The sequence below is a fragment of the Chelatococcus sp. CO-6 genome (genome assembly GCF_001271345.1).
Taxonomy (GTDB): domain Bacteria; phylum Pseudomonadota; class Alphaproteobacteria; order Rhizobiales; family Beijerinckiaceae; genus Chelatococcus_A; species Chelatococcus_A caeni.
Genome location: NZ_CP012398.1, coordinates 920,403 through 946,604 on the forward strand (window position 1 = coordinate 920,403; position 26,202 = coordinate 946,604).

Annotated in this window: 22 protein-coding genes; 11 read left to right on the forward strand and 11 right to left on the reverse strand. The window is 70.2% G+C overall.

Annotation, left to right across the window (positions count from 1 at the left end; all coding sequences use genetic code 11):
• The first annotated feature begins 1 nt into the window (after position 1).
• The 3 genes from AL346_RS04455 (at position 2) to AL346_RS04465 (ending at position 3,928) form a co-directional block, all read left to right on the forward strand.
• Positions 2-1,087, forward strand: a complete 1,086-nt coding sequence (locus AL346_RS04455; protein ID WP_019404042.1) for an ABC transporter ATP-binding protein — start codon at positions 2-4, stop codon at positions 1,085-1,087.
• A 12-nt stretch (positions 1,088-1,099) separates the two neighbouring features.
• Positions 1,100-2,587, forward strand: coding sequence for a xylulokinase (gene xylB / locus AL346_RS04460; protein ID WP_019404041.1), 1,488 nt, complete (start codon positions 1,100-1,102; stop codon positions 2,585-2,587).
• 84 nt (positions 2,588-2,671) lie between these two features.
• A complete protein-coding gene (locus AL346_RS04465) occupies positions 2,672-3,928 on the forward strand; it encodes an aminopeptidase (protein ID WP_053193311.1) in 1,257 nt (418 codons plus the stop codon).
• A gap of 18 nt (positions 3,929-3,946) precedes the next feature.
• Here the strand turns inward: AL346_RS04465 and AL346_RS04470 are convergent, their stop codons facing one another.
• Positions 3,947-4,891, reverse strand: a complete 945-nt coding sequence (locus AL346_RS04470) for an adenylate/guanylate cyclase domain-containing protein (protein WP_082312411.1) — start codon at positions 4,889-4,891, stop codon at positions 3,947-3,949.
• Between the two features lie 201 nt (positions 4,892-5,092).
• Between AL346_RS04470 and AL346_RS24950 the strand changes: the two genes are divergently transcribed.
• On the forward strand, positions 5,093-6,559 hold the full coding sequence (locus tag AL346_RS24950; protein WP_053193314.1) for a transposase: 1,467 nt from the start codon (positions 5,093-5,095) through the stop codon (positions 6,557-6,559).
• A gap of 3 nt (positions 6,560-6,562) precedes the next feature.
• On the opposite strand, the gene AL346_RS25310 is transcribed toward AL346_RS24950, so the two are convergent.
• Genes AL346_RS25310 through tssK form a run of 7 tightly spaced genes read right to left on the reverse strand, consistent with a single transcriptional unit; the run spans position 6,563 to position 16,492 of the window.
• A complete protein-coding gene (locus tag AL346_RS25310; RefSeq protein ID WP_019404037.1) occupies positions 6,563-8,617 on the reverse strand; it encodes a serine/threonine-protein kinase in 2,055 nt (684 codons plus the stop codon).
• 2 nt (positions 8,618-8,619) lie between these two features.
• Complete coding sequence (locus AL346_RS04485; RefSeq protein ID WP_019404036.1) at positions 8,620-9,381, reverse strand: protein phosphatase 2C domain-containing protein; 762 nt, start codon at positions 9,379-9,381, stop codon at positions 8,620-8,622.
• Positions 9,378-10,067, reverse strand: coding sequence for a type VI secretion system-associated protein TagF (tagF, locus tag AL346_RS04490; protein ID WP_019404035.1), 690 nt, complete (start codon positions 10,065-10,067; stop codon positions 9,378-9,380). The genes AL346_RS04485 and tagF overlap by 4 nt, the downstream gene beginning before the upstream one ends.
• A gap of 1 nt (position 10,068) precedes the next feature.
• Positions 10,069-10,818, reverse strand: coding sequence for a type VI secretion IcmF C-terminal domain-containing protein (locus tag AL346_RS25925; RefSeq protein WP_371259737.1), 750 nt, complete (start codon positions 10,816-10,818; stop codon positions 10,069-10,071).
• The gene (tssM, locus tag AL346_RS04495) at positions 10,815-13,673 is read right to left on the reverse strand and encodes a type VI secretion system membrane subunit TssM (RefSeq protein WP_245303219.1); all 2,859 of its coding nucleotides are present in this window, start codon (positions 13,671-13,673) and stop codon (positions 10,815-10,817) included. Before tssM ends, AL346_RS25925 begins: the two co-directional genes overlap by 4 nt.
• A gap of 54 nt (positions 13,674-13,727) precedes the next feature.
• On the reverse strand, positions 13,728-15,158 hold the full coding sequence (gene tssL, locus AL346_RS04500) for a type VI secretion system protein TssL, long form (RefSeq protein WP_053193316.1): 1,431 nt from the start codon (positions 15,156-15,158) through the stop codon (positions 13,728-13,730).
• Positions 15,155-16,492: a type VI secretion system baseplate subunit TssK gene (gene tssK, locus AL346_RS04505; RefSeq protein WP_019404180.1), complete on the reverse strand. Its 1,338-nt coding sequence runs from the start codon at positions 16,490-16,492 to the stop codon at positions 15,155-15,157. Before tssK ends, tssL begins: the two co-directional genes overlap by 4 nt.
• A 195-nt stretch (positions 16,493-16,687) precedes the next feature.
• Between tssK and AL346_RS04510 the strand changes: the two genes are divergently transcribed.
• Both AL346_RS04510 and AL346_RS04515 read left to right on the forward strand, forming a co-directional pair.
• Positions 16,688-17,188, forward strand: coding sequence for a PAAR domain-containing protein (locus AL346_RS04510; RefSeq protein WP_019404181.1), 501 nt, complete (start codon positions 16,688-16,690; stop codon positions 17,186-17,188).
• A 77-nt stretch (positions 17,189-17,265) separates the two neighbouring features.
• Positions 17,266-18,024 carry a hypothetical protein gene (locus AL346_RS04515; RefSeq protein ID WP_019404182.1) on the forward strand — a complete coding sequence of 253 codons (759 nt, stop codon included), beginning with the start codon at positions 17,266-17,268 and terminating at the stop codon, positions 18,022-18,024.
• Between the two features lie 25 nt (positions 18,025-18,049).
• Here AL346_RS04515 and tagH read toward each other — a convergent pair whose 3' ends face one another.
• From tagH to AL346_RS04530, 3 genes are all read right to left on the reverse strand, one after another.
• Complete coding sequence (gene tagH / locus AL346_RS24500) at positions 18,050-19,405, reverse strand: type VI secretion system-associated FHA domain protein TagH (RefSeq protein WP_082312412.1); 1,356 nt, start codon at positions 19,403-19,405, stop codon at positions 18,050-18,052.
• 86 nt (positions 19,406-19,491) lie between these two features.
• On the reverse strand, positions 19,492-20,013 hold the full coding sequence (locus tag AL346_RS04525) for a hypothetical protein (RefSeq protein ID WP_245258881.1): 522 nt from the start codon (positions 20,011-20,013) through the stop codon (positions 19,492-19,494).
• Between the two features lie 41 nt (positions 20,014-20,054).
• Positions 20,055-21,905 carry a type VI secretion system Vgr family protein gene (locus AL346_RS04530; RefSeq protein WP_026015078.1) on the reverse strand — a complete coding sequence of 617 codons (1,851 nt, stop codon included), beginning with the start codon at positions 21,903-21,905 and terminating at the stop codon, positions 20,055-20,057.
• Positions 21,906-22,002: 97 nt separating this feature from the next.
• Here AL346_RS04530 and AL346_RS04535 point away from each other — a divergent pair, with 97 nt between their 5' ends.
• The 5 genes from AL346_RS04535 to tssC all read left to right on the forward strand — a co-directional run bounded on the left by AL346_RS04535 (position 22,003) and on the right by tssC (position 26,202).
• The gene (locus tag AL346_RS04535) at positions 22,003-22,533 is read left to right on the forward strand and encodes an OmpA family protein (protein ID WP_019401829.1); all 531 of its coding nucleotides are present in this window, start codon (positions 22,003-22,005) and stop codon (positions 22,531-22,533) included.
• Positions 22,534-22,583: 50 nt separating this feature from the next.
• Complete coding sequence (locus AL346_RS04540) at positions 22,584-23,570, forward strand: type VI secretion system ImpA family N-terminal domain-containing protein (protein ID WP_053193317.1); 987 nt, start codon at positions 22,584-22,586, stop codon at positions 23,568-23,570.
• Between the two features lie 35 nt (positions 23,571-23,605).
• A complete protein-coding gene (locus tag AL346_RS04545) occupies positions 23,606-24,028 on the forward strand; it encodes a hypothetical protein (RefSeq protein ID WP_156332681.1) in 423 nt (140 codons plus the stop codon).
• 110 nt (positions 24,029-24,138) lie between these two features.
• The gene (gene tssB / locus AL346_RS04550) at positions 24,139-24,678 is read left to right on the forward strand and encodes a type VI secretion system contractile sheath small subunit (RefSeq protein ID WP_019401827.1); all 540 of its coding nucleotides are present in this window, start codon (positions 24,139-24,141) and stop codon (positions 24,676-24,678) included.
• Between the two features lie 12 nt (positions 24,679-24,690).
• Positions 24,691-26,202, forward strand: a complete 1,512-nt coding sequence (gene tssC / locus AL346_RS04555) for a type VI secretion system contractile sheath large subunit (protein ID WP_053193319.1) — start codon at positions 24,691-24,693, stop codon at positions 26,200-26,202.

A 26,202-nucleotide genomic window follows, 5' to 3' on the forward strand; every position in this document is an offset into this window, starting at 1 on the left:
CATGAGCTTTCTCAAGCTCGAGAAGATCGTGAAGCGCTTCGGCGACGCGACGGTCATCGACCATGTCGACATCACCGCCGAGCGCGGCGAGTTCGTCGTCTTCGTCGGCCCCTCCGGCTGCGGCAAGTCCACCCTGCTGCGCATGGTGGCCGGCCTCGAGGAGGTGAGCGAGGGCGACATCTACCTCGACGGCGCCAACGTGACCGACACGGAGCCGGCATCGCGGCAGGTCTCCATGGTCTTCCAGTCCTACGCGCTCTTCCCGCACATGAGCGTGCACGACAACATCTCCTTCGGCCTCCGAATGGCGAAGACCCCGCGGGAGGAGATCGACCGCCGCGTCGCCGAGGCCGCGCGCATCCTGCAGATCGAGAATCTGCTGCAGCGCAAGCCGCGCCAGCTCTCCGGCGGCCAGCGCCAGCGCGTCGCCATCGGCCGCGCCATCGTGCGCAACCCGAAGCTCTTCCTCTTCGACGAACCGCTGTCGAACCTCGATGCCGAGCTGCGCAGCCAGATGCGCGTCGAGATCGCGCGCCTGCACCGCGACCTCGGCGTCACCATGGTCTACGTCACCCACGACCAGGTGGAGGCGATGACGCTCGCCGACCGCATCGTCGTGCTGCGCGCCGGCAAGGTGGAGCAGATCGGCTCGCCCGCCGACCTCTACGAGCGCCCCGACAACATCTTCGTGGCCGGCTTCATCGGCTCGCCGAAGATGAACTTCCTCAAGGCCTCCGTCGCGGCGGTAAACGGCGGCGCCGTCACCGTGCGCCACCCGGCCCTCGCCGACGACCTCACCTTGCCCACGCGCCATGCGCCGACGGTCCAGCCGGGCGAGGACGTGGTGCTCGGCCTCAGGCCGGAGCACCTTTCCGTCGGCGACGGCGGGGCCGCGCGCCTCGCCCTCCGGGGTGAGTTCGCCGAGAGCCTCGGCGCCACCTCGCAGCTCTATGCGCAGACCGGCAACGGCGAGACGCTGATCCTGCAGGTGCCGGGCCGCCGCTCCCTCGCGGCGGGCGAGGACATCCGCGCGGGCTTCGATCCCGCCCAGGCCTATCTCTTCGACGGCGCCGGCCGCGCCATCTGATCGGAGATCTCCATGCCGACCTATCTCGGGCTCGATATCGGCACCTCCTCGGTCAAGGCGCTGCTGCTCGACGAGCGCCAGGCGACCGTCGCCGAGGCCACCGTGCCGGTCGGCATCTCGCGGCCCCATCCGCTGTGGTCGGAGCAGGACCCGGAAGAATGGTGGCAGGCGACGCTCACCGCCACCGCCAGAGTACGGGACGCCGCGCCCGAGGCATGGCAGGGCCTCGCCGGCATCGGCCTCTCGGGCCAGATGCACGGCGCCGTGCTCGTCGATGGCGAGGGACGTGTGCTGCGCCCGGCCATCATCTGGAACGACGGGCGCTGCGCCGCCGAGTGCCGGGAGTTGCAGGAGAAGGTGCCGGACTTCACTCGCCGCGCCGCCAACATCGCCATGCCCGGCTTCACGGCGCCCAAGCTCCTGTGGGTGCGCCGGCACGAGCCGGATGTCTTCACGGCGACGCGCAAGGTGCTGCTGCCGAAGGACTACATCCGCTTCCGCCTCACCGGCGGCTATGTCTCGGAAATGTCGGACGCCGCCGGCACGCTGTGGCTCGACGTCGACGCCCGCCGCTGGGACGACGTGCTCATCGAAGCCTGCGGCCTCACGCGCACCCACATGCCCGATCTCGTCGAGGGCTCGGAGCTGTCCGGCCACCTGTCGGCCGACACGGGGGCGCTCCTCGGCCTTGCCGGCCGGCGCGTGCCGGTGGCCGGCGGCGGCGGCGACAACGCCGCCTCGGCCGTCGGCATCGGCGCGACGCGCGCCGGCGAGGGCTTCCTCTCCCTCGGCACCTCCGGCGTGCTCTTCGCCGTCACGGACCGGCTGACCGCCCTGCCCGAACGCACGCTGCACGCCTTCTGCCACGCCCTGCCCGGCCGCTGGCACGGCATGGCCGTGACCCTCGCCGCCGCCTCGGCGCTCACCTGGGTCGCGACCCTCGTGGGCCGCGGCGGCGACATCGCGGGCCTGCTCGCCGATGTGGAGCTCTTTGCGGAGAGCGAGCGCAACCGCATCCACGCGCCCCTGTTTCTTCCCTACATCACCGGCGAGCGCACGCCGCACAACGACGCCGACGCGACCGGGCTCTTCGCCGGCCTGCGGGCCGAGCACGGACCGGAGGCGCTCACCTATGCCGTGCTCGAAGGCGTCTCCTTCGGCCTTGCCGACGACCTCGACGTGCTCAACGAAGCCGGCGCCCGGCTGGATAGCTGCATGCTCGTCGGCGGCGGCTCGCGCAGCCGCTTCTGGGGGCATATGCTGGCGGACATCCTCGGCCTCCCGCTCGACCTGCCGGCGGGGGCCGAGGCGGGCGCGGCGCTCGGCGCGGCGCGGCTCGGCATGCTCGCAGCGGGGGCCGGCAGCGAGGCGGAGATCTGCCGCAAGCCGCCGCTGCGCGAGCGTTTCTCGCCGCGCGGACCCGACGGCTATGCCGAGCGGCTCGCGCGTTTCCGCAAACTCTATCACGCGGAAAAGGCGACGCGCGGCACGCCCGCCTGAGCCATAAAGGCGGCATTCGCCATTGTGATCGCTGCCGGCGAGCGTATATCGATGCGCACAGGTTTCTCGCAGGCAGGGCATCTCATGACCACGCACCAGCGCACCATCGTCGCATCGATCGACCCCGTGAAGCTCGACCGGCTGGCGGAGGTCGCCGTCAGGGTCGGCCTGCAGCTGCGCGAGGGGCAGGATCTGTTCCTCACCGCGCCGGTCGCCGCCCTGCCGCTGGTGCGGCGCATCGCCGAGCACGCCTACAAGGCCGGCGCCGGCCTCGTCACGCCCATCCTGTCCGACGAGGAATTGACCCTCGCCCGCTACCGCTTCGCCAAGGACGCGAGCTTCGACCGCGCCCCGGTCTGGCTCTACGAGGGCGTCGCCAAGGCCTTCTCTGCCGACACGGCCCGCCTCGCCATCGTCGGCGACAACCCCATGCTGCTCGCCGGCCAGGATCCGGCCAAGGTCTCCCGCGCCAACAAGGCCAATTCGCTCGCCTACCAGCCGGCGCTGGAGAAGATCGCCGGCTTCGACATCAACTGGAACATCATCGCCTACCCGACCGCCTCCTGGGCGAAGCAGGTCTTCCCGGGCGACGAGGAGGACGTCGCGGTCGCGCGCCTCGCCGAGGCCATCTTCGCCGCCTCGCGCGTCGATGGCGAGGACCCCGTCGGCGCCTGGGAGGCGCACAATGCGGCGCTCAGGCTGCGCACGACCTGGCTCAACGGCGAGCGCTTCGCGGCGCTGCACTTCACCGGGCCGGGCACCGACCTCACGGTAGGCCTCGCCGACGGCCACGAGTGGCACGGCGGCGCCTCCACGGCAAAGAACGGCATCACCTGCAACCCGAACATCCCCACCGAGGAGGTGTTCACGACCCCGCACGCCCTGCGCGTCGAGGGCCGCGTCGTCAGCACCAAGCCCCTCTCCTACCAGGGCACGCTCATCGACGAGATCGCCGTGCGCTTCGAGGGCGGGCGCATCGTCGAGGCCAAGGCGAGCCGCGGCGAGGAGGTGTTGGGCAAGGTGCTCGACACCGACGAGGGCGCGCGCCGCCTCGGCGAGGTGGCGCTGGTGCCGCATTCCTCGCCCATCTCGAAGAGCGGGCTCCTCTTCTACAACACCCTCTTCGACGAGAACGCCGCCTGCCACATCGCGCTCGGCCAGTGCTATGCCAAGTGCTTCGAGGGCGGCGGCGCGCTGAGCCCGGACGAGATCGCCGCCCGCGGCGGCAACAAGAGCCTCATCCACATCGACTGGATGATCGGCTCGAACGAGATCGACATCGACGGCATCAAGCCGGACGGCACGCGCGTCCCCGTCTTCCGCAAGGGCGAGTGGGCTTAAAGGAGCGCGCCCACGCCGTCACCGGCGGCGTAGCAGCACCGAGAAGCGCACGCCCCCGCCGAGCGCCGCCGGCTGGCCGAGGCCGATGGTGCCGGCGCCGTGCAGGTCGATGGCGTCGAGGTGCAGCGGCCGCTCCGGCTCGCCGTCGAAGGCGATGAAGCTGCCGTTGGTGCTGTGGTCGGTCAGCACCCACCGGTCGCGCCGGAGCCCGAGGGTGGCATGCCGGCGCGACACCCGGTCATGGGCGACGACGAGGTCGTTGCCCGCGTCCCGCCCGAGGGTCACTTCGCGCTCCCCTTCGAACATGCGCTCGCTGCCGCCGCAGCTGAGCTGCAGCATTGGCCGCAGGACGGTGCGGGGCGAACGGGACAGCACGTCGACCGCCGTCAACCCGCCGCTCTCCTGCCAGACCACCTCGACGATGCGCGTCGCCTCGCTCTTCCCCTTGACGGGAAAGCGCGTCAGCTCCCGCGTCACCGCCCGCTGCGTCGGCGGGAGGAGCCCCGTGATGTCGCCGCTGGTGATGATCTGCCCGGCGCGGGCGATCTGCACCATGCGCGCCGCGACATTGACGGTGTTGCCGAAATAATCGGCCCCGGTGCGGATGGCCGGCCCGTAGTGAAAGCCGATGCGCAGCGCGAGCCGCGTCGCACCTTCGGGCCCCGCCTGGGTTTCCATGCAGCGCTGCATGGCGAGCGCCGCATCGAACATCGCCGCGGGATCGGGAAAGGCCGCCATCAGCTCGTCGCCGATGGTCTTGACGACGGCGCCGCCGTGGGCCGTGACGACGCCCGTGGCGGTGCGCAGGCACCCCTCGATGGCGGAGAGCGCGGCGCGGTCCCCCAGCACCTCGTAGAGCTGCGTGCTGCCGGAGATGTCGCCGAACAGGATGCCGATCTCGCAGGACTGGCCGGCCATCGTCGCCACCATCCCCTTGTCGCCCGGGCCCATCGCCAAGCCCATGTCGCCTGTCGGTTGTAGCGGCCTTTGGCGCGCGACGGAAGCAGGCTGCGCGTGCGCGCCGACACCCGTCGGCGCCCCTCCTGTGCTATGAATAGGAAGAAGAAGAAGAAGCGGGACACCGCCGCCTTTTACAGAGAGACGGATTCGCCGATCAGCTTGGTTCAACCTGATCGGATTCGGCTCCAGGGCGAGACGGCAGACATGGACGAAGCCCTGCGGCAGTTCCGGGCAGCATTCCCGGAGAGCGCCTGTCTCGACACCATCATGGCGCTGCGCTTCGGCGGCACCGCCATCGACTGTCCGGCCTGCGGCAAGAACGGCAGCTTCGCGCGCGACGTGAAGCACCGCGCCTTCGCCTGCCGCGCCTGCGGGCACGCCCTCTACCCCTGCGTCGGCACGCCCCTCGAGCCGCTGCGCATTGCACTGTCGGACTGGTTCTTCGCCGTGAAGCTCGGCACCGGCCGCGACGGCGGCCCCTCGGCGCGCGCGCTGCAGCGGCGGCTCGGCTGCCCGCCCGGAACCGCACGGCACATGCATGAGGCCTTGGAGCGCCTCGCGGCTGCCGACGCCGCCGGCCCCCTCGCCGGATGGTACGCGGCCATCTCCCGGCGCGTGGGAGACGGCGGCGCGGCAGGAGCCGCGCCGACTGCCGATCCCTCCGCGCCGGTCGTCCCGGAAGCCGCTGCGCCCGCGCGGGCGCGCCTTCGTGGCCATCATCTCGTTGCCGCGGCGAGCGGCCTCATCGTCGTGGCGGCCATCGGCACCGCCGTGCTTGCCCTGCGGCAGGAAACCGCCACAGTGCCGTCCGACAGTGTGCCGGCACTGGTCGCGGCGCCGACTCCGCCCTCGATCCTGCTCTCCGCCGTCGAGGACGATCTCGCCGCCGCCCAGCAGGCGGTCGACTTCATCGAGAAGGAGGAGCCGAGCGTCGTGCCGCAGGAGCGGGCCGACCCCATCGTCACCTCCCCCGGCAACGCCAACCAGATCCTGACCTTCGGCCCCATCAAGATCCGGCGCCACCTCGTCGAGACGATCGTGCGCGCCGCCCGCGTGGTCGGGGCCGATCCCTCGCTGCTCATGGCCGTCGCCGACAAGGAATCGAGCTTCGCCACCGAGGTGAAGGCCAAGACCTCTTCGGCGACCGGCCTCTACCAGTTCATCGAGAGCACCTGGCTCGGCGTGGTGAAGGACTTCGGCGCCAAACATGGCCTCGCCAACGAGGCGGCGCTCATCCAGCGCGTCGACCGGCGCCATGTCGTCACCGACCCCGGCGAGCGCGCCCGCATCCTCGACCTGCGCCGCGAGCCCTATCTCTCGGCACTGCTCGCCGGCGAGATGCTGAAGCGTGACACGCTGCGCATCCAGCGCCGCATCGGTCGGCCGCTGACCGGCGGCGAGGTCTATCTCGTCCACTTCCTCGGGCCGGGCGGGGCCGAGCTGTTCATCGACGCCATGGAAGGTGCGCCCGACCGGGTGGCGGCGGAGCTCCTGCCGAAGCCCGCGGAGGCGAACCGCCCGATCTTCTACGACAAGGCCGGCGGCACCCTCTCCCTCGCCGAGGTGCACAAGAAGTTCGAGGCCATGATCTCGGTGCGCCTCGCCCGCTACCGCGAGGTCAAGCGCATCCAGGCGGCCGTGGAGCAGGCGCCCGGCAAACGCGTCGATTGAGGCCTATTCCTCCAGCCTGAAGTACTTCGCCGCGACGCCCACCTTCTGGCCCGTCCGGTCGATCTCGGCAAAAAGCAGCGGGAAGAGCGTCGCTGCATCCAAGGTCTTGCCGCCCGCGAGCGTCGCAAGCGGCGTCGGGCTGGCGAGCGCCAGGACGACCTGCGGCCGGGCGCCGGTGCCGCTGGTACGCTCCACGCGCAGGTTGAAGGACAGCGCCTCGGCGTCCTTCTTCAGGAAGCTCGCCAGGTTGTGCACATAGCCGTCGTCGGAGACGAGCAGCACCGTGACCTCGCGGCCGTCCGTACCGGCTACCGTGCCGCTCAGAGTCTCGCCGCTGCGCAGGCTGAAGGCGGCGATGTCGAGCCGCGGCGGCTCCCCTCGCAGCGGTCCCATCTGGCGCAGGAAGGCGACGAGCGGGCATTGCGCGCCCGTCACCTGCCGAAGGCTGATCTGCGCCTCGAAGCCGTTGACCTGCCGGAAGGCCTCGTCGAACGCCACGAAGGGCTGCGTCGCGGCGCCATAGCCCTCCACCTGCGCGGCATTGGCGCTGACCTCCACGGGATTGAGGAAGAAACAATCCCCGCCGCTGTATTCGTCGATATAGCGCGTGATCTCCGTGATGCGCGGCACCGGCCCGGCCGGTGCGGGGGCCGTCACGGCAGGCGTCGCGGGAGCGAGCTCCGGCTGTGCCGGCCGCGCGGCGACATCGGTCCTGCTCTGCGACGGGGCCGGAAGCAGCGGCGGCGGATCGGCGCTGCCGGCCTCGGGCCGTGCCTCCGCTGGCTGGGCCGGGGGCGGAGCCGGCGCTGGGGCTGGGGCAAGCGCTTCCTGAGGCGTGCTGTCCACCTCCGTTGCAGAAGGCTCTGGTGCGGCAGGGGGCGGAGATTGCTCTGGCGCCAGGGTGGGAGGCGCAACAGTCTCGGCCGGCGGGGCGGCCTGCGGCACCGGCCGTGTCGCAGTCTCCTGCTGCGTCGGCGCGCCGTTGTCCGGCACAAGGGCCGGCGGTTCACCCTGCGTCGGGCGTTCCTCCACGGCCGGAGGGCGCGATGCCGGCGTCAGCACCGGGGCTTCGACCCTGCGCTCGCCGGGCTGCGGACCAAGCAGCGATTGCAGCAGCGGCATGCCTGCGATCCCGGCCGCAACCGCGACGGCCGCCGCACCGGCGAGCCCGGCAAGAACCAGCGGCCGGCGCCCGGCAGGGGCCTTCTCCGCCGGCGGCTGCCAGGCGGCGACCTCGGCCATGGACGCCGGCCGGTCCTCCGGCCGTGGCTGCAGCATGCGCGTGATGAGCGGCCGCATGCGCGCATCGATGCCCGCAAGATCCGGCACGGCCCGGCGCTTCTCCACGATCTCGCTCTGGCTGCCGCCCATGTCGAGCGGCCGGCCGAGGAGCGCCTCCGCCAGCACGAGCCCGAGGCTGTAGATGTCGGACTTCGGCCCGACGTCCCCGCCGTGGAGGCCGAGCTGCTCGGGCGAGACGTAGTTGTACTTGCCGGCGAAGCCGCTGCCGATCACCGTCGCCTCGCCGAGCTTGGTCGAGCGGGCGATGCCGAAGTCGATGATCTTGGCGCGCCCCACGTTGCCGCCGGGCAGGATGACGTTGTCGGGCGAGAGGTCGCGGTGGATGATGCCGAGCTCGTGCGCGGCGGCAAGGCCGGCGGCGACGCGGCGGCGCAGCAGGTCGACCTCGGCAAAGCCGAGCGGCCCCGCCTTCACGCGCTCCGACAGCGCCTGCCCGTCCACGAATTCCATCGCGAGATAGGTGAGGTCGAGCGCCGGGTCGCGCGAGAACACGAAATAGCGCACGATGGCCTCGTGATAGAGCTCGTGCAGCGCCGAGGCCTCCTTGCGGAAGAGCGCGATGGCCGCCTCGTTCTCGGCAAGATCCGGCCGGATCGTCTTGATGGCGACCGCATCGCCCGTCTGGATGGCATGGCCCTTGTAGACCTCGCCCATGCCGCCGACCGCGACGAGCCGCTCGATCTCGTAGATGTCGTTGAGGCGCGTGCCCGCGGCGATGCGCTGGCGGGCCGGCGCGATGCGCGTCTTCTCGTCCATGGCTAGCCTCCCGCCCGCGGCCCGGGCATGCAGCGCACCGCCACCACGGTGACGTTGTCGCTCGCCCCGCGCTCCAGCGTCAGCGCGACGAGGTCGTCGCAGGCCGCCTGCGGCGGCGCGCCGGCGACATGGGCGAGGATCTCCTCGTCCGCGACATGGACGGTGAGCCCGTCGCTGCACAGGACGAAGATGTCCCCCGGCTCGACCCGCCCCTGGTGGATCTCGAGCTCCGGCTCGTCGCTGACGCCGATGGCGCGGGTGATCACGTTGCGCCGCGGCCAGACGCGCGCCTCGTCCGCGGTGAGGAGCCCCATGTCCACCATCTCCTGCGCTTCGCTGTGATCGCGCGTGAGCTGCGCGATGGCGCCGTCGCGCACGAGGTAGATGCGGCTGTCGCCCGACCAGACGCAGGCATGATCGCCGTCGAAGACGAGCAGCGCCGCGAGCGTGGTGCCGAGAACGCCGCCACGCGCGCGGCCCATCTCCCGGAGCTGCCGGTTGGCGCGCAGCACCCGGTCCTCGAGACGGGCGAGAAGATCGGGCGCCGAGGCCGGCGCGCCGATGGATTCGAGCACCGCGACGAGGGCGGCGCTGGCGATCTCGCCGCCTTCATAGCCGCCCATGCCGTCGGCCACGGCCCACAGGCCGGCCTGCGGCCGGGCGAGGAAACGGTCCTCGTTGAGACTGCGCACCTTGCCGGCATGGGTGGCGGCCCCGGTTTCGAACCTTGCGGCCATCTGGTGCATGGGCAGCGGCTCCGTCACGCAACGGCTCGGTCGAAGGCGCCCGTCAGCATGCCGGCGAAGAGATGCGGGTCCGGCAGGCGCCGGGCCACCAGCAGCATGGGGGAAAAGCCGGCTCCGCCCGCCGTCCACCACATGCTGGTGGCCGCATAGGCGCGAGCATAATCCTCGACACGGATGGCAGCCAGCGTCTCGGGCAGGGTGGCGAGTGGCGCCCTGATCGCCACGCTGCCGTCGGCAAGGCGCATCATACCCTCCGGCGGCGGCATCGCCAGGTGCGCGACCGGCGGCGGCAGGGCGGCGAGCGCGGCGAGCAGGCCCTCGTAGGTGGCGCCCTCGGCGAGCGCCGAGAGCAGGAACTCCTCGGCACCGGCGAACCATCCATCCTGCGGGTCGAGCTCGGGCGGGGGAAAGGCCTCGCCCGCCTCCGCCACGGCGAAGAGGCTGAGCGGGAAATAGCGGCCGATCCCGTCCACGGACGGCATGAAGACGCCGGCGACGGTCGCGCCGCAGAGGTCGGCGCCGAGCCAGAAGCGCCACAGCGGCGCCTTCAGGAACACTTCCTGCCAGCCCGCGCCGAGCCTGAGGCGGCTGGTCGATAGCCCGCCCTCCATCCACTTCTCCCACAGGCCGATGAGGTCACGCGGCAGCCCGGTGGCGACGAAGTCCCGCTTGGCCGGCAGCTTGCCGAAGAGGCCGAGGCGCATGTCACAGCCCCGTCGGGCAGCGGAACTCCCGGAGCGCCGGGAGCACGAGCGGGTTGAGCAGCGAGCCGACGTTGAACTGGTAGGACACCTCGCGGCCGCCGACGAGGAAGCTCGCGACGATGCTGTCGCCGCGCCGCAGGACGGAGCCCGCATCGAGCAGCCGGAAGAAGGACCACGTGCCCTGCCGCTCCAGCTGTGCCCCCTCACTGAAGAACCCGCCGCCGAGAGTGATCGACGTGCGGCCGATGCCGCCGCCCGGCCAGTTGACGTTGGTCGGCGTGTTGACGCCCTGCTGACTCGCGACAACCGTGCCGTTGATCTCCAGCTGGGCGCTTTGCGCATCGCCGCTGAGCGTCAGCGGCGTCACCGCCATGGTGAAGGAGGGCATGTTGCCGCCGGTGGGGAAGAAGGCGTCGCGCACCTGCGCCGCACGCTGGAATTCCCGCAGCGTCGCCGCCGAGAGCGACTGCGCCACCCGGTTGTCGCCCCGCCAGGTCCATTGCGCGCCCGACTGGTCGGCATAGGGGGCGAGGTTCTGGCTGAAGAAGCGGTCCATGATGCCGCCGGCGGCGAAGAGGCGCGCGAAATCGGCAAGCGGCACCTCGCGCCCGCTGCCACGCACGAAGGGATAGCGGTTGGTGACGATCTGCTGGCACACGCGCGTCACCTGGTCGGCGAGCGCCTGCTGCAGATTGACCACCGAGGCGCCGGCCGCATCGCCCTCGAAGTCGCCCGCCGCCGAGCGGATCATCTGGTCGAACGGCGCGGGGAAGCGCGAGGCCGTGGCCCGGAGCACCGCGATCTGCGGCACGAGGGCGTTGTTGGCCTGCGTCGCCTGGGCCGGGTTGATGGCCGAGACGGCGAGGTTCTGGTTGATCTCGCTGAGGCTCTGCAGCAGCTGGTCGACGGGCCGGCGGCCGAGGTCGCCATCGACGAGCACGTGGAACTGCTTGAACAGCGCCTCGATATTGGCCCCCGGCGCCTGCCCGTCGGCGGAGATGGGGGCTGAGCCGGCCGGCCCCCGGTCACGAGTTGGCCGACGCCGGCCTGCCCGGCGATGGAGCCGACGCGCCCGGCCGTGGAGCCGACGCGGCCGACTGTACCGCCGAGCTGCGAAGCGGCCCGCGCCGCCGCGTCGATGGCCGCCGCGGCCGCCTTGCCGTTGCTGGCGCTTTCGACGGGCGGCGCCGGGCGCTCGCGCGTCAGCCTGGTCTCGTCGCGGATCGATTCCAGCAGCTGCTTGATGGGCGAGGTCGCGGCCGAGGCCGCGCTCAGCGCGACATATTGCGGCTTGTCGGCCGTCAGCGGGCGCAGCTTCAGGCGCAGCAGCGCCTGCTGCCAGGCGGCGACGAAATCGCGCGTGTAGAGGCGCAGGATGTCCTGGAAGAGCGTCTGGTATTGCGTCGCCACTGCCGCCTGCTGGCCGGCGGGACCAAGCACCCAGCGCTCGCGCTCGACCTGCGCGCCGATGTCCGGCAGGCGGGCGATGAAGGCCTCGTGGAAGCCGTCGTAGGTGTAGAAATAGGGCACGCGGATGCTTTCGAGGTCCTCGCCGCCCGTGCCCTCGAAGACGAGGGCGGTGTCCGCCCCGCCGCGGAAGGCGACCACCCAGTCCTTGTGGCTCTGGCCGCGCGCCTGCGACTTCAGCAGCTCGTAGGCCCGTTCGGAGAGGCTCATGCGCGCCAGTGTCCGCTGCGCGTCCTCGATGAGGGCGTTGTTGAGCGCGATCGTCGCCTCGCCCGTCTCGAGCTCGAGCATGGCGAGGAGATGCTCCTCCAACGCCTCGCGGCCGCGTGCGTTGGCGGCGCCGGGAAAGAGATTGTCCGCCCAGTCGCGCCGCATCCAGGCGAGCACGAAATCAGCGTCCGTCGGCGCCTGGCCGCCGATCATCAGATAGACCTTGAGCGCCTCGTAGAGGAAGCTCGGATTGTTGAGATTGGCCTCGAGCTGCTCCTCGAGGCGGAAGATGAGGCGCGAGCGCAGCATGCGCTCGAGCGCCACGTGATAGGCGGTCTCGGAGGCCGACTGCAGGCGCTCCCGCTGGCTGAGGCCGAAGGTGGCGGCAAGCGGCGTCGCCTCCTCCCGCTGGGCGTAGCCGGCCGGCATGTAGCGCAGCTTGTGCAGGAGCGGCAGGATCTTGCCGAAGTCGCGCTCCATCACCGTCGTCTCGCGCAGCACGGGCGCGGCGATCTCGCGATATTCGGCAACCGCATTGCCGGAGAAGGCGATGAGGTCCCGGTTCTTGCTGTAGCTCAGCCACCACAGCGCCCCGGCGGCGATGACGGCGGCGGCGATCACGCCGAAGGCGGCCGCCCGCAGCACCCGCGCGCGCCGCACGGCGGCACGGTTCGTCGACACCCAGCCGGCTTCGCCCAGCATCACCTTGCGGAAGAGATCCGTCAGGAAATAGCTCTTGCCGAGGCCCGAATAGGCCGCGCCCGCCGCGGCCTCGGCGCCGAAGTTCCTGGCGAGCGTGCCGATGAGCTGGTCGATCGGCGTGCCCTGCTGCGTGCCGGAGGTGAAGTAGAAGCCGCGCAGCGTCGCATTGACGTGATAGCGCGTCGGCTCGAAGACGCGGTCGAGGAAGTCGACCACCACCCGCTTCAGCGTCGCCATCTGGCTCGGGAAGCTGAAGAGGGCGACCCGCGCCTGGGGCGTCGGCTCCTCGTGCAACCGGTCCGGCAGCAGCCCGTTGAGCCGGGCGATCAGCGCGTCATATTCCCCCGGCACGTCCGCGATCATGTTGCGCGTCCTGTCGCCGGTCTGGAACGTATGGCCGAAGACCATGCGGCGCTGGCTTTCCGTGAAACTGCCGAAGAATTCCCGGAAGCCGGCGACGAGATCCGTCTTGGTGAGGAGCGCATAGACGGGGAAATCGACGCCGAGGCGCTGGTTGAGCTCCATCAGCCGCTTGCGGATCGCGGCCGCATGGGCGGTGATCTCCTCGCCGCTCGCGGTCAGGAGATCCTCGACGCTGATGGCGACGAGGACGCCGTTGATCGGCTGCTTCGGCCGGTTCTCCTTGAGGAGGTCGAGGAAGGCGAGCCAGCTCTCGCGGTCCCCCTTGGCGTCGCTGTCCTGCGTCGTGTAGCGGCCGGCGGTGTCGATCAGCACCGCATCTTCGGTGAACCACCAGTCGCAGTAGCGCGTGCCGCCGACGCCGGCGACCGCCTGCGGCGTACCCCCGCGCGCGAGGGGAAACTTGAGGCCGGAATTGATCAGCGCCGTCGTCTTGCCGGCCCCGGGCGGGCCGATGATGAGGTACCACGGCAGGTCGTAGAGATAGTCGCCGCTGCCGCCCTTCGACTGGCGCAGGGTGGCGAGCGCATCCTTCATCCCCTCCTTGAGGGCGGCGGCATCGCTCTCCTCGGCCACCTCGGCGGCGATCCCCTCCTCCAGCTCGCGGCTCGCCTTGCGGCGCCGGTAGAGGCGCCAGGCAAGGAGCCCTGCGACGGTGAGCACGACGATGCCGATGAGCGCGGCACGCACCCATGCCTCTTCCAGCGGCCGCATCTCGCCGAAGGCGAGAAGCGGCCCCGCCAGCCACACCAGCAGGCCGAAGGCCACGAGCCCGGCGAGCGTCGCGCCGAGCGCGAGCGCACCCACCAGCGTCAGGCGGCCTCTGCTTGTCCCTCTGGCTTCAGTTGCGGGCATGGCACGTCAACTGCTCCGCTCGATGAGGATCTCGACGCGACGGTTCTTGGCGCGCCCGTCTGCCGTGGCATTGGAGGCGATGGGCTGGTCGGCCCCCTTGCCCTCGGTGACGACGCGGCCCGGGTTGGTGAGCTGCGCCTTGATGAGGTCGGCGACCGCCTTCGCCCGCTCCTGCGACAGTACGAAATTGGACGGGAAGCGAACGGTGCGGATCGGCACACTGTCGGTGTGGCCGACGATCTTGACCGTTCCCGGCTCCTTCTCCACCGCCGCCGCGATGCGCGCCAGAAGCGGCTTGAACTCGTTGCGCACCACCGCCTGCCCCGGCGCGAACAGCGGCAGGTCGGAGATGCGGATGAGCACCTTGTTGCCGCTCTCCTGGACGAGGATCTTCTCGCCCTTGAGGTCCTGCTGCAGGCGGCTCGCCTGGGCCGAGGGCGGTGGAGGCGGCGGCGCCGAGAAGACGCGGCGCTGGATGCCGATCTCGGAGGTCGGGTGGACGGCGATGAGCGACGCCGCGACGGCTTCGGAATCGTTGCCGAGCAGGCTGCGCAGGAGGAGGAAGAGGCCGAGCAGGACGACCCCGGCAAGCGAGGCGACGGCCCACACCGGCACCCGAAGGCGAGCCGCCTCCACCGGAACGGCCTGGCCCTGCCAGCGCGGCGACAGCTCCTCGTTCGCCCGCTTCACCCGGCGCAGCGTCTCGTAGAGGCCGCGCTCGATCTGCTGCAGCGCCGCCGCCCCGCCGGCCGAGGTGCGGTGCACGCCCTGGAAGCCGAGGGCAAGGCAGGCGTGCATGAGCTCGAGAAGGGCGTAGTTGACGCTCGGATCGGCCCTCGCCCGCTCCAATTCGTCGAAGAAGCGCACGCCGCCGACGCGTTCGCCGAAGAAGCGGCTCAGCATGCTGTACTGCGTCCACACATGCCGATCCTCGCCGGGAATGTTCTGGACGATGTCGTCGGCGGTGGCCGCAAGCACGTATTTGGCGACGCGCGTCTCTTCCGCGGGAAGGCCTGCTGCGCGCACGTCGCGCTCGAATTCCTCAATGCTGTCGGCCACCTGCTCCATCAGCTGGGCGAAGGGCGCCCTGAGCGTGCCGACACGCAATTCGCCGAGAAGGAGAAGAAGCGGCCCGGCGGCCCGCATGAGGGGATTGTCGTTCGGGGTGAGAAGTTCCTCGCGCCGCAGCACCAGCGCCCGGGCCCGCCCCTCCTGCCGCTCCCCGCCCGCGGCCTGCGGCGGCGGGACGGCGGCGACCCACTCGTCGCCTGCCCCCTGCCCCGGCTGTGAGCTCGCCGCCGGCGGCGGAGGCGTGGCCGGCGGAGGCGTGGCGCTCGGAGGCGGCGCCGCCGGGCCGCGCCCGGCCGGCCGCGGCCGGATGATGGTGCGCTCGCTGCGCCCGAAGGGATCGCGCGGGCCGTTGTCGTCGCCGCTCATCGCCGCCCCTCCAGCACCGCCCAGAGTTCGAGCTCGAGGCCCGGCCAGTCACCGGAGAAATGCATGCCGATGGAGGTCGCCGTGCTGAACTCCGGCCACAGCGGCGAGGTGCGGTCGAGATAGAAATAGACGTGATCGGTGATCGCCCGGATCTGCGGCGGCGGCGTCGGCAGGTGGATGAGCGGCACACCCGGCAGGTGGGCATGCACGATCTCGTTCATCTTGGTGTTGGGCCCGACCTTGAAGAGATGCGGGAACTGGTTCTGGATCTCCGTCAGCGGTCGCTGTGCCGCCACTTCCAGCACGAGCGTCGCGTTGCGGAACAGCGCCCGGTCGCGGATGGTCGAGGTGAAGGCGTTGTGCGCCCGCTCGACGATCTCGAGGCGGATGGCGCGGCGGCCGATCTGGGCGCTGAGGAAGTCCTGGATGTCGCGGATGACCGGCGCGAAGACCGGCTCGAGGTCGTCGTGGTCATAGGCCGGGTAGTCGCGCGCCCTCCGCTCGGCCGTGACGAAGGTGGCGAGCTCGCCGGCGATGCGCAGCAGTTCCTCGTAGAGCCGCTCGGGATGCACGTAGCGCGAGCGGCGGAAGTGCTTGAGCACCGGGATGTGCCGGTTGAGCAGCTGCAGGATGAGATAGTCGGCGCTCTGCAGGCCGCCGCCTGCCGTCGGGTCGGCGGCATAGCGGGCGAGTTCCTCGAGCTTGTTGTCCATCCAGCCGATGACGCGGTCGATCCAGCCGTCGATGACCGGATGGGCGCTGCACGTCAGCACCGGCGGCGCGAATTTCTCGTCGAGGATGACGGCCCGGTCGCGCACTTCGAGGATGCGCGCGACGGCGAGGTTGACGAAGCCCGGCTTCGGCGTCCGGCGCAGCTCGTAGGCGAGGCGCGGATAGGCGACGTCGATCTCCTCCTCGACCCTGAGCGGCGAGGTGGAATCGATCATGAGGGCGCTCGCCGAGACGAAGCGGCTCGCGCTGTCGGCCTCGCCGTCCTCGACCTCGCGCGTGTTCGGCGCGCCGACCGGCAGCGACAGCCACACCACCTGCTTGGCCGCATCCTCCGGCACGTCGAGCGGCGCGGGCAAGGGGCTGTTGTCGGGCACGCTGAAGGGCGTGCCGTCCGGCATCACGCCGCTCGCCCGGCGCAGGCCGAACTTGCTCTGCTGCGCGAGGTCCCGGTCGATTTCGAGCGCGGAGAAGCCCCAGGGATAGGGCGTGATATGGCGGAGGCGGCTCTCGACCAGATTTTCGAGGTAACGATCACTCTGCTGCAGGTGATGCGGCCTCAGGAAGAGACCTTCCGACCAAACGACCTTGCTATACCAGGACATTTGCTTTCCCGCCGGTCTCGCCGAAAAAGTATAGACTGCACCCGCCCCGCCGTCACCTGCCGCCTGCAGGTTGTCGCGGGAGCCGTCCAAAGTCGTCGCGCAAGCAGTGCGCTTGATCGCACGATGGCGCCGGCGCAAGATGACCGGCGTGCGGGCGCGCACGAGGCATGAAGCCCATCTGCCGAGGAAGGCCGGATGCCGAAGGGTTTTGCCGCGCGGGTCACGGACCCGGTCGTCCATCCCCTCCCGGGCCTGCTGACGCCCGGGCCGGGCAGCCCCACTGTCTTCATCGGCGGCCTGCCGGCCTGGCGCGGCGTCACCGCTGCCGCGGCGGCTGCCATCCAGTCGGCCAAGACGGCCTCGGAGACGACCATCCGCGCGGCCGAGGCGGCGACGATCGCCGCCGCGGGCACGCCGGGCGCCCCCGCGGCCAAGGCCGCGGAGGAAGCGGCCAAGGCGGCCGCTGCCACGGCGATGGGCTCCACCATCACCGCGGCGGCCGGCGGTGCGGACATCCATCTATGCACGACACCGCTCCCGATCCCGCCGCACGGGCCGGGCGTCGTCGTCGACGGCTCGACGACGGTGCTCATCAACGATCTTGCCGCCTGCCGCATGGGCGACACCATCGTCGAGGCGGTGGGCCCGCCCAACAAGATCGCCATGGGCCTGCCGACCGTCATCATCGGCCCGTAGCGCGTGCCCCGGCGCACGGCGGGGCCGCGCGAACGAACGATGATGAGCGCAAGGGCCGTTGCGAGGAAGGAGCGCCGATGGCCACGCGCAGGGTTCCCGATCGCGAAGCCGCCAAGGCGGCGCGGTTCACGCACCAGACCGTCGAGCACTTCAGGAGCGATCCGCAGCTCGCGAAATCCCATGCCGAGACGCGTAACGGCCATGTCGTGAAGGTGCTGTGCTGGCTCGCCCTCCTGCGCGATGCGCAGAACCGGTCGCTGCCCCTGCCGCCGCGCCCGCGCGTCACCTGCGGGGAAGCGCAGTGGCAGCATTTCCGCGAGAGCCACCCGCGCCAGGCGGCGCACCTGCTGCCGGGCCAGATCATGGTCGACGGACGCTATCCGTGGCTCTACCTCAAGGACGCCGCCCATGCGCGCGACCTGCAGCTGCTCTTCGCCGAGGTGCGCGCCCTGCCCGCCAATTTCAACAAGGCCGACAGCGCCGCCGAGGGCAAGGGCCTGACCGAGGCGTTCCGCGCCGCCGGCGAATACGTGCTGCACGGCCGTGGCCCGCTGCGGCAGGACATCACCGCAGCCTATCGCACGCTGTGGGTTCCCGGTGCCCGCGCCGCCTATGCGGCCGCAGAGGAGCAGAAGCGGTCGCGCCCCTCGGTGCCCTCGCCGGTCTACGATCTCGAGCGCAACATCGTGAATCTCGACGAGATCGAGGAAGCCGGCCAGTCGCAATGGGACGTGCACGACCAGATCCGCATCCTCATGCGCTATGGGGCGAGCCTCGACGAGGCGCCGCCGGAGCTGCGGCCGCACAAGATGGACGAGATCCTCGGCCAGTCCTGACTGCAGGCCCATGAAGGGACGCGCTTCAGCCGCCCCGGCCGCCCTTGTCGTAGCACTCGGCGAAATAGATCATGAAGGCATCGACGAGGCCGTGCTCGTGCGGCGCCGTCTTCGCCTGCCAGCGCGCCACATAGGCGTCCCACAGGCGCGCCTTGCGCGAGCCGATGAGGCCGCCGATCCCCGCGTCCCCGGTCGCCTCGTCGATGGCCTCGGGGGCAAGGTCCTCCATCAGCATGCGCAGCGCGTGCTGCATGGCCGAATAGGTCTTCACCTGGTGGATCTTGAGATCGCGAAAGCTCTGCGCCAGCGTCTGCCGGGCATCGAGATAGCCGCTCGCCGGCGGGCCGAACATCAGGCGCAGCGCATCCTCCACCGTCGGCGAGAACTTGAGCGGATTGTTGTCGACGGCCTGGATCGTCGTCTGGCTGGCACTGCGGGCAAGGCGCTTGCCCTCGGCGCGGGCGGCGAGCAACTGCTTGAGATCGTCGGCCACGAGCCGCATGAGCACGCCGAGATGCTCCGCGAATTCGCCCACGTCACGGCCGGCAAGCGCCTCCTCGGGCAGGCCGGCGCCGCGCGCGAAGCGGGCGAGGAAATCGGCGCCTTGCGCGGCAGGAAACGGCACCGCTGGCGGCGGTCCCTGCTCTGCCGCACGCGCAGGCTCCTGTGCGGGGGGCGGCGCGGACGACGGCTCCGGCGGCTCGCTCCACGGATTGGCGGCTGCAGCCGCCGGCGGCCGGCGAGGCGTCGGGACGGGCGGCACGGCCGCCACGGCCGGTGGCTGCGGCACGGGACCCGCCGCCCAGGACAGGTCCTCGCCGGCAGGGGCGCCGCCAGGGGCGGGAGCCGGCCCTGCCGCACCCGCGCCACCCTCTGCCGCGGCGACATCGGGCGTTTCGACCGCCCAGTCGAGGAAATCCGGCCGCACGGGACGCAACTCGCGCGCCGGCTGGAAGTCGCGCCGCGGCGCGGGCGGGGCGGCATCGGGCGCGCTGCTCCAGAACTCGGTCGCGCGGGCAGACGGTCCGGGGGCTTCCTCCGCCGGCAGCGACGCCGGCTCGGTCGCATCGAGCGCGACCGCGATGATGTAGTCGCCGATCTCGATGCGGTCGCCATGGCGCAGCCGGTGCGGCGACTGCATGCGCTGCCCCGAGCCGTTGAGATAGGTGCCGTTGGTCGACACGTCGGTCAGCCAGTAGGCGCCGTCGTGATAGCGCACCTCGCAATGCTTGCCGGAGACGGTGCGGGTCGGGTCCGGCAGGGTCCAGTCGAGGTGCTGGTCGCGGCCGATGTCGAGCCCGCGGGGGCCGGAGACGGAGACGCTGAGCGGGCCGCCGTCGGGCAGGCTGGCCATGTTCTCGATCGTGAGCGTCAGGGCCATCGCCGGGCTCGCCCTCCTCGCATCGGCGCCGCGCACGTCGCATCGCTTGCCGATCCTAGACCAATTTGCGCGCCGGTTGTATCGGCTCAGCGCCTCTCGCCGTCCGGCGTCAGCAGCGACAGCCCGGTTTCGAGGCAGGCCGCGATCTGACCGCCGCGCTCGTGCGCATCCACATGCGCCAGTGCCGTAAGGACGGCCGTCTGCGCCGCCTTGGCGGTGAGGTGGGGCGGGCACGGCACCGTGTGTCCCTCCACCAGGCTGCCGCCGGACCAGGCGGCAGCCAGCGCCGCCCAGGTGGCCGGGCGGCCGTGGTCGCCGGCCGAGCCGAGGGCGAGCGCTGCGCGGCGCCGCCCGTCCTCCGGCTCGCGCACCCAGTCCTCGGCGGCGGCGAGCGCTGCCGCATCCTCGCCGGCCGGCTGCGGCACGAGCGCCCGGACGCACCGGCACGCCCACCAGACGGCCTCGCGCCGCGGCAGCAGATAGGCGCAGAAGGTGATCGCCTCCTCCGGCGTCTCGCCCGCCGCGAGGCGCCTAGCAAAGGTGAGCGGCGGCTCTTCCGTGGGAGGCGCGGCGATGTCCTCCCCCGCCTCCGGAAAGGCCTCGAACAAGCTTTTCGCCGTGGGAAAGCGCACCCGCTGCATGGCCGGCCTCAGTTGATCTGGACGATGCCACCCTTGATGACGACGGTCGCGTCGCCCTTCACGCTGGTCTTCGTGCTCTTCACCGTCACGGTCGGCGATTTGATGGTCACCCCCGTCGGATCCATCGTGATCGTGCTCATGCCGACCTTGAAGCGGATCTTCAGCTTGGCCGTGACGTAGAGGCACCCCTGGTCGATGTCGAGGTGATCGTCGCCCTTCTTCAGGATGGTCTTGCGTGCGAAATCGCCGGTCGGCTTCTTGAGATCCTGGCCGATCTCCCGCGTCTCCTGGTGCCGGATTACGGAGGCGAGGTCCTTCTGCGCGTGCAGCGTGACGACCTCCTCGCCCTTCTTGTCCTCGAACTTCAGCTCGTTGTAGCCCCCGCCGCCCTTCGTGGAGTTGGACTTCAGGCCCGAGACGGTCTTGTTCGCCGGCAACTCATAAGGCAGGTCGTGCTCGTCGTTATAGACGGTGCCGACGACGAGCGGCTGGTCCGGATCTCCCTCGAGGAAGGCGACGACGACCTCCTGGCCGATGCGCGGGATGACCTGCCCGCCCCAGCCCTTGCCCGACCACATCTGAGCGACGCGCACGCGGCGCGACGTCGTCTTGTCGTCCCTGTCCCAGTGGAACTGGACATAGATGCAGCCGTACTTGTCGACGTCGATCTCCTCGCCCTCCTCCCGGTTCTCGCCGACGACCTTGGCCGTCTGCAGCCCCGTGATGACGGGCCGCGGCGTCACCAGCGGCGCGCGGAAGCGGCGCTCGGTCGGCAGGAATTCGTAGGAGCCGCTGTAGATCTCGTCCTCGCCCGAGCCGGCCTGCGAGCGGTAGGCCTCGGTCGAGAAGCCGTGCCGGGCGCTGGTCACGAGATAGTCGCCCTTGTAGCTCTCGCCGGGCACCTCGCCGACGCGCACCAGCGCCCCGGGATAGAGGCTCACGGCGTCGCCGCCGGCATGGCGCCTGTCGTCCTGCGCCTGCGCTGCCTGCACGCGGATCTCGGCGAAGCGCTCGCCGTCCTTCCGGTCGGTGTAGCGGCCGGGATAGTCGTAGAACTCGTAGGCCTTGGCCTTGGCGGCCCCGTCCTCCTTCGAGCGCTTCAGGTCGGCGCCAGACTTCGTGTAGTCGTAGTCATTGAGCTCGACGCGCCCGGTCCGCAGGCGCCGTTCGCTGAGCCAGTGGGTGATGTGCTCGCACTGGCGCTGGTCCTGCGTCCCGCGCGGCAGAAAGGGAAAGGCGCCGTCGGCGGGCGCTCCGCCACGCGCCGCCGAGGGGCGCAGTTCATCGTGCGCCGAGCGGGAATCCGCCAGCACCAGCGTGTGCCCGTCTGACGAATGCTTGAAGTAATAATAGATCCCGTGCTCCTCCATCAGGCGTTGCACGAAATCGAGGTCGCTCTCCCGGTATTGGACGCAATAATCCATCAGCTGGTAGTCGTCGGACAGGCGCAGCTCGTAGCGGGCGCCCTTCTCCTTGTCGAGAACGTCGCAGATGATCTCGGGAGCGCGCTTTTTGTGGAAGATCCTGCAGGTCGCCTTCTGCGACAGAAGCCAAAGCCAGGGCCTGAGGACGAAGCGGTAGACCTGCTCCTGCTCGCGCACGTCGAGGCGCTGGCATTCGGCCGCAATGCCGCTGAAATGCCGCTCGCTGCCGTCACGCAGCTTGAAGCTGACGGAGCATTTCTCGCCCAGGAGCGGTTCGAGATTGGCACTTCGCTGGCTACTCAGAGCATCTATTCTGTATTCGAACAGTTCGCTCAGCCCCTCGCGAGCATCGAAGCGAGTTAAGACGAATGCATCGTCGCCTAACGGGGTCTTGAAGGAAGCAATACGCCGTGCCTGACTGAGATCGGTGCTCATGGATCAGCCTTCGACGCGTGTTGTGGCACACTTACGGAACTTGACAGTATAGGAAAATAGGGGCATCGTCGAGCAATCAAAGACCAGGTGTGCTCCCATGCGCAACAAGGTCCCTGCAGTATTCGCCCTTGCGTTGCTTGTTCCCCTCTGTCAAACGGCAACGGCGCAAACGGCCTACAACGCCAACGACATCATCCAGCACTTCGCGCCGCAATCAGGGCTCGGCGCGACCCGCGGCCTGTGCATCGGCACCGAGGCCGAGTGCAAGTCCGCCCCGGCCAAGCCGGTGGTGGAGCCCTTCGATCTCGTCGTCACCTTCGACTACAACTCCGACGTCCTGACGCGCGAGGCGCGCCGCAATCTCGACGAGTTCGCCAAGGCGCTCGCCGACCAGCGGCTCGCCACCGCCACCTTCCTCGTCGAGGGGCATACGGACGCGACCGGCAGCGAGGCGTACAACCTCGGCCTGTCGGAGCGGCGCGCGAGCTCCGTGGTGCGCTATCTCACCGGGAAGGGCATCGACGTCTCGCGGTTGACGGCAAGGGGCTACGGCAAGATGCGGCCACGCACCGCCAATCCCTTCGACGCTGCCAACAGGCGCGTCGAGACGCGCCTGGAGATCCGCTAGACGCGGTCTCCGGCATACCGGCGGCCCCTCGCAAGGAACGTCACCCGCCGATGCCGGAGATCGACTTCGCCGCCCTCACCACCCCCGTCTCGCAGGATGAGCCCTGCGGGCCGGACCTCGAGCTCGCCGGCGACGCCGACTACATGAACTTCGTCGCCCGCGTCGAGGGCCTGCTGCCGGCCTCCTTCCTCAGCCACGACGCCGAGGGGCGGCTCGTGCCCTTCGACAGGGCGAGCATCGACATTCCGGCGGAGGTCGCCGGGCTCGGCGGCCTGCTCGCGAGCACGCGCGACCTGCGCCTCCTCGTGCTGCTCGCCAAGCTCCTCGTCCTCAACCGCGATCTCGGCCGCTTCTCCGGCTGTCTCTCCGCCATCGCAGCCCTCCTGGCCGAGCGCTGGGGCGAAGTCCATCCCGCCGGGGAAGACGGCGACTTCACGCTGCGCTGCGCGGCGCTGCAGACCCTCGACGACATGCCGACGGTGGTCATGCCGCTTCAGCACGTGCCCATCGGACACAGCCGGCGCTTCGGCGCCGTCAGCTATCGCGGCCATCTCGTCGCGAGCGGCACCGCCGAGCCGCGCGAAGGCGAGGACGCGCCCGGCGCCGCCGCGATCGAGGCCGCCTTCAGCGAGACGCCGCTGCCCGATCTCGTCGCGACCCGCGATGCCCTTGTCACCCTGCGGGCGGCGCTCGCGGGCATTCGCCTCGCGACGCTCGAGAATGCGGGCGCGGCGGAGGCGGTGAGCTTCGAGCGGCTGTCGCCTCTGGCAGACGCCATGTTCAAGCTTCTCGACGAGGCCGTGGCCCGGCGGGACCCCGACGCGCGGTCGGCCCCGCCCGCCGAACCGCATGATGCCATGCCTTCCGATGCCATGCCCTCCGAAGCACCGCGGCCGGCCGCGTCCCCCCTCCGGCGGCCGGGACCATCACCTCGCCGCAGGCCGCCGCAGCCGCCCTCGCGGCCGCCGCCGCCTATTTCCGCCGCGCGGAGCCGTCGAACCCGGCCATCCTCCTCGTCGGCCTCGCCCAGGAACTGATCGGCAAGTCCTTCACCGAGGTGGTGCGCATCCTGATGCCGGACCTCGCCGACCGGGCAGCCTTCAACATCGGCAACCGTCAGGTCTTCGAGCTGCCGCTGGAGCGCCTCGCCGGTCTCGTGCCCGACGGCAACGGCGGGGAGGAAGACGCGCCGCCGCGGGAGCCGGCCGACGAGGACCGCGGAGAAGACGAGGCGGGGGCGCAAGTCGTCGCATTTCCGGGAACATCCTCTCCCGTGAACGACGCCGGCGGGCCGCGGCCGCGCCCGGCGGCAACGAGCCGGCGCGAGGCGCTCACGCTCATCGAGGCGGTCGGCGCCTACTACCGCACCGCAGAGCCGTCGAGCCCCATCCCGCTCCTGACGGATCGCGCGTGCGGGCTCGCACAGCGCGATTTCCTCGGTCTGCTAAAAGATGTACTATCGGATCAGCTAAGGTCATCCGATACCGAAGACTGAGGTCGTGCTTGTGAAAACGACGTCGCTCTTCTTGGTTCGTCGAATTGCCCGCGGGCAATCCGAGTAGTTGCGCCCTGACGGACGCGCTGACGCGCAGGAGGGGATATCCGATGGCTGCAGACTCCGGACAGAAGTTCATTCGTCGCAACCGCGCGCCACGCGTGCACATCTCCTACGAGGATCCCTACGACGCCGAGCGGCAGATCGAGCTGCCCTTCGTCATGGGCGTCATGGCGGATCTCTCCGGCAACGACGCCGGGGTGGAAAAGCCCGACGTCGCGGACAGGAATTTCCTCGACGTCGACATGGACAATTTCGACCAGCGCATGGCGGCGATCGAGCCGGGCGTGTCCTTCAAGGTCACCAACAGGCTCGGCACCGAGGAGGGTGAGAAGCTCTCCGTCAACCTGCGCTTCCGCAAGATGGAAGACTTCGGTCCCGCCGCCGTCGCGCGGCAGGTGCCGGCGCTCGCCAGGCTCCTCGAAGCGCGCGAGCAGCTCGCCAACCTCCTGCGCTACATGGACGGGAAGGTCGCGGCGAGCGACCAGATCAAGGCCCTTCTGGCCGATCCGCAGCTGATGCTCGCCCTCAAGGAACGGCTCGCCGAGCCGGCGGGCGGCGAGGCGGCTCAGAACGAACCGCAAGAGTAAGGCGAGGGTACCATGGCCACAGCAGCTGGACCCGAACGGCAGGCGAACGAAGCCGTCGTAACGACGCGCGATGCCGATGAATTCGCTTCGATCCTCAAGCAGAACTTCAAGCCACGCACCGAGCGGGCGGCGACGGAAGTCGAGAACGCCGTCGCGACGCTGGTGCAGCAGGCCCTCGCCGATACCAGCGTGATCCAGGAGGACGTGCTCGACACCATCGAGAACATGATCGCGCGCATCGACGAGAAGCTGACGGCGCAGATGAACGAGATCCTGCATGCGCCGGAATTCCAGCAGATCGAGAGCGCCTGGCGCGGCCTCAACTATCTCGTCTTCAACTCCGAGACGGATTCGTCCCTGAAGATCAGGGTGATGAACATCTCGAAGAACGAGATCTACCGCAACCTGCGCCTCTTCCCCGGCGCCCGCTGGGACCAGAGCCCGCTGTTCAAGAAGGTGTACGAGCACGAGTTCGGCCAGCTCGGCGGCGAGCCGTACGGCTGCCTCATCGGCGACTATCACTTCAGCCACACGCCGACGGACGTGCAGCTGCTGCGCGACCTCAGCAAGATCGCGGGTGCGGCCCATACGCCCTTCTTCACGGGCGCCGATCCGACGCTGCTCGGCATGGACGCCTGGACGGAGCTCGCCAACCCGCGCGATCTCGGCAAGATCTTCGACACGCCGGACTATGCGGCCTGGAAGTCGCTGCGCGATTCCCCCGATGCGCGCTATGTCGGGCTCTGCCTGCCGCGCGTCCTGTCGCGCCTGCCCTACGGCGCCAAGTCCGAGCCGGTCGAGGAATTCGCCTTCGAGGAGGAGACGGACGGGCACAAGGGCGAGAAATACGGCTGGATGAATGCCGCCTATGCGATGGCGGTCAACATCAACCGCGCCTACAAGGAATTCGGCTGGTGCACGCGCATCCGCGGCGTCCAGTCGGGCGGCGAGGTCATCAACCTGCCCACCCACACCTTCCCGACGGACGACGGCGGGGTCGACCTCAAATGCCCGACGGAGATCGCCATCTCCGACCGGCGCGAGGCCGAGCTTGCCAAGGCGGGCCTCATTCCGCTCATCCACCGCAAGAACACCGACAAGGCGGCCTTCATCGGCGCCCAGTCGCTCTACAAGCCGAAGACCTATTTCGGGCCCAACGGGGTGGAAGCTACAGCCTCCGACAACCTCTCGGCCCGCCTGCCCTACATGTTCGCCGTCTCGCGCTTCGCGCACTACCTCAAGTGCATGGTGCGCGACAAGATCGGTTCCATGAAGGAGAAGGACCAGCTCAAGAAGTGGCTGCAGGACTGGATCTTCGAATACGTGGACGGAGATCCGCTCAACTCGACGGAGGAGACGAAGGCGCGGCGGCCGCTGGCCGATGCGCGCATCGACATCTTCGAGAACGAGGAAAACCCAGGTTATTACTCGGCGAAATTCTATCTCAGGCCGCACTACCAGCTCGAGGGCATGGACGTCGGCCTGAGCCTGGTGTCGCGCCTGCCGGCGCCGACGAACCAGTGA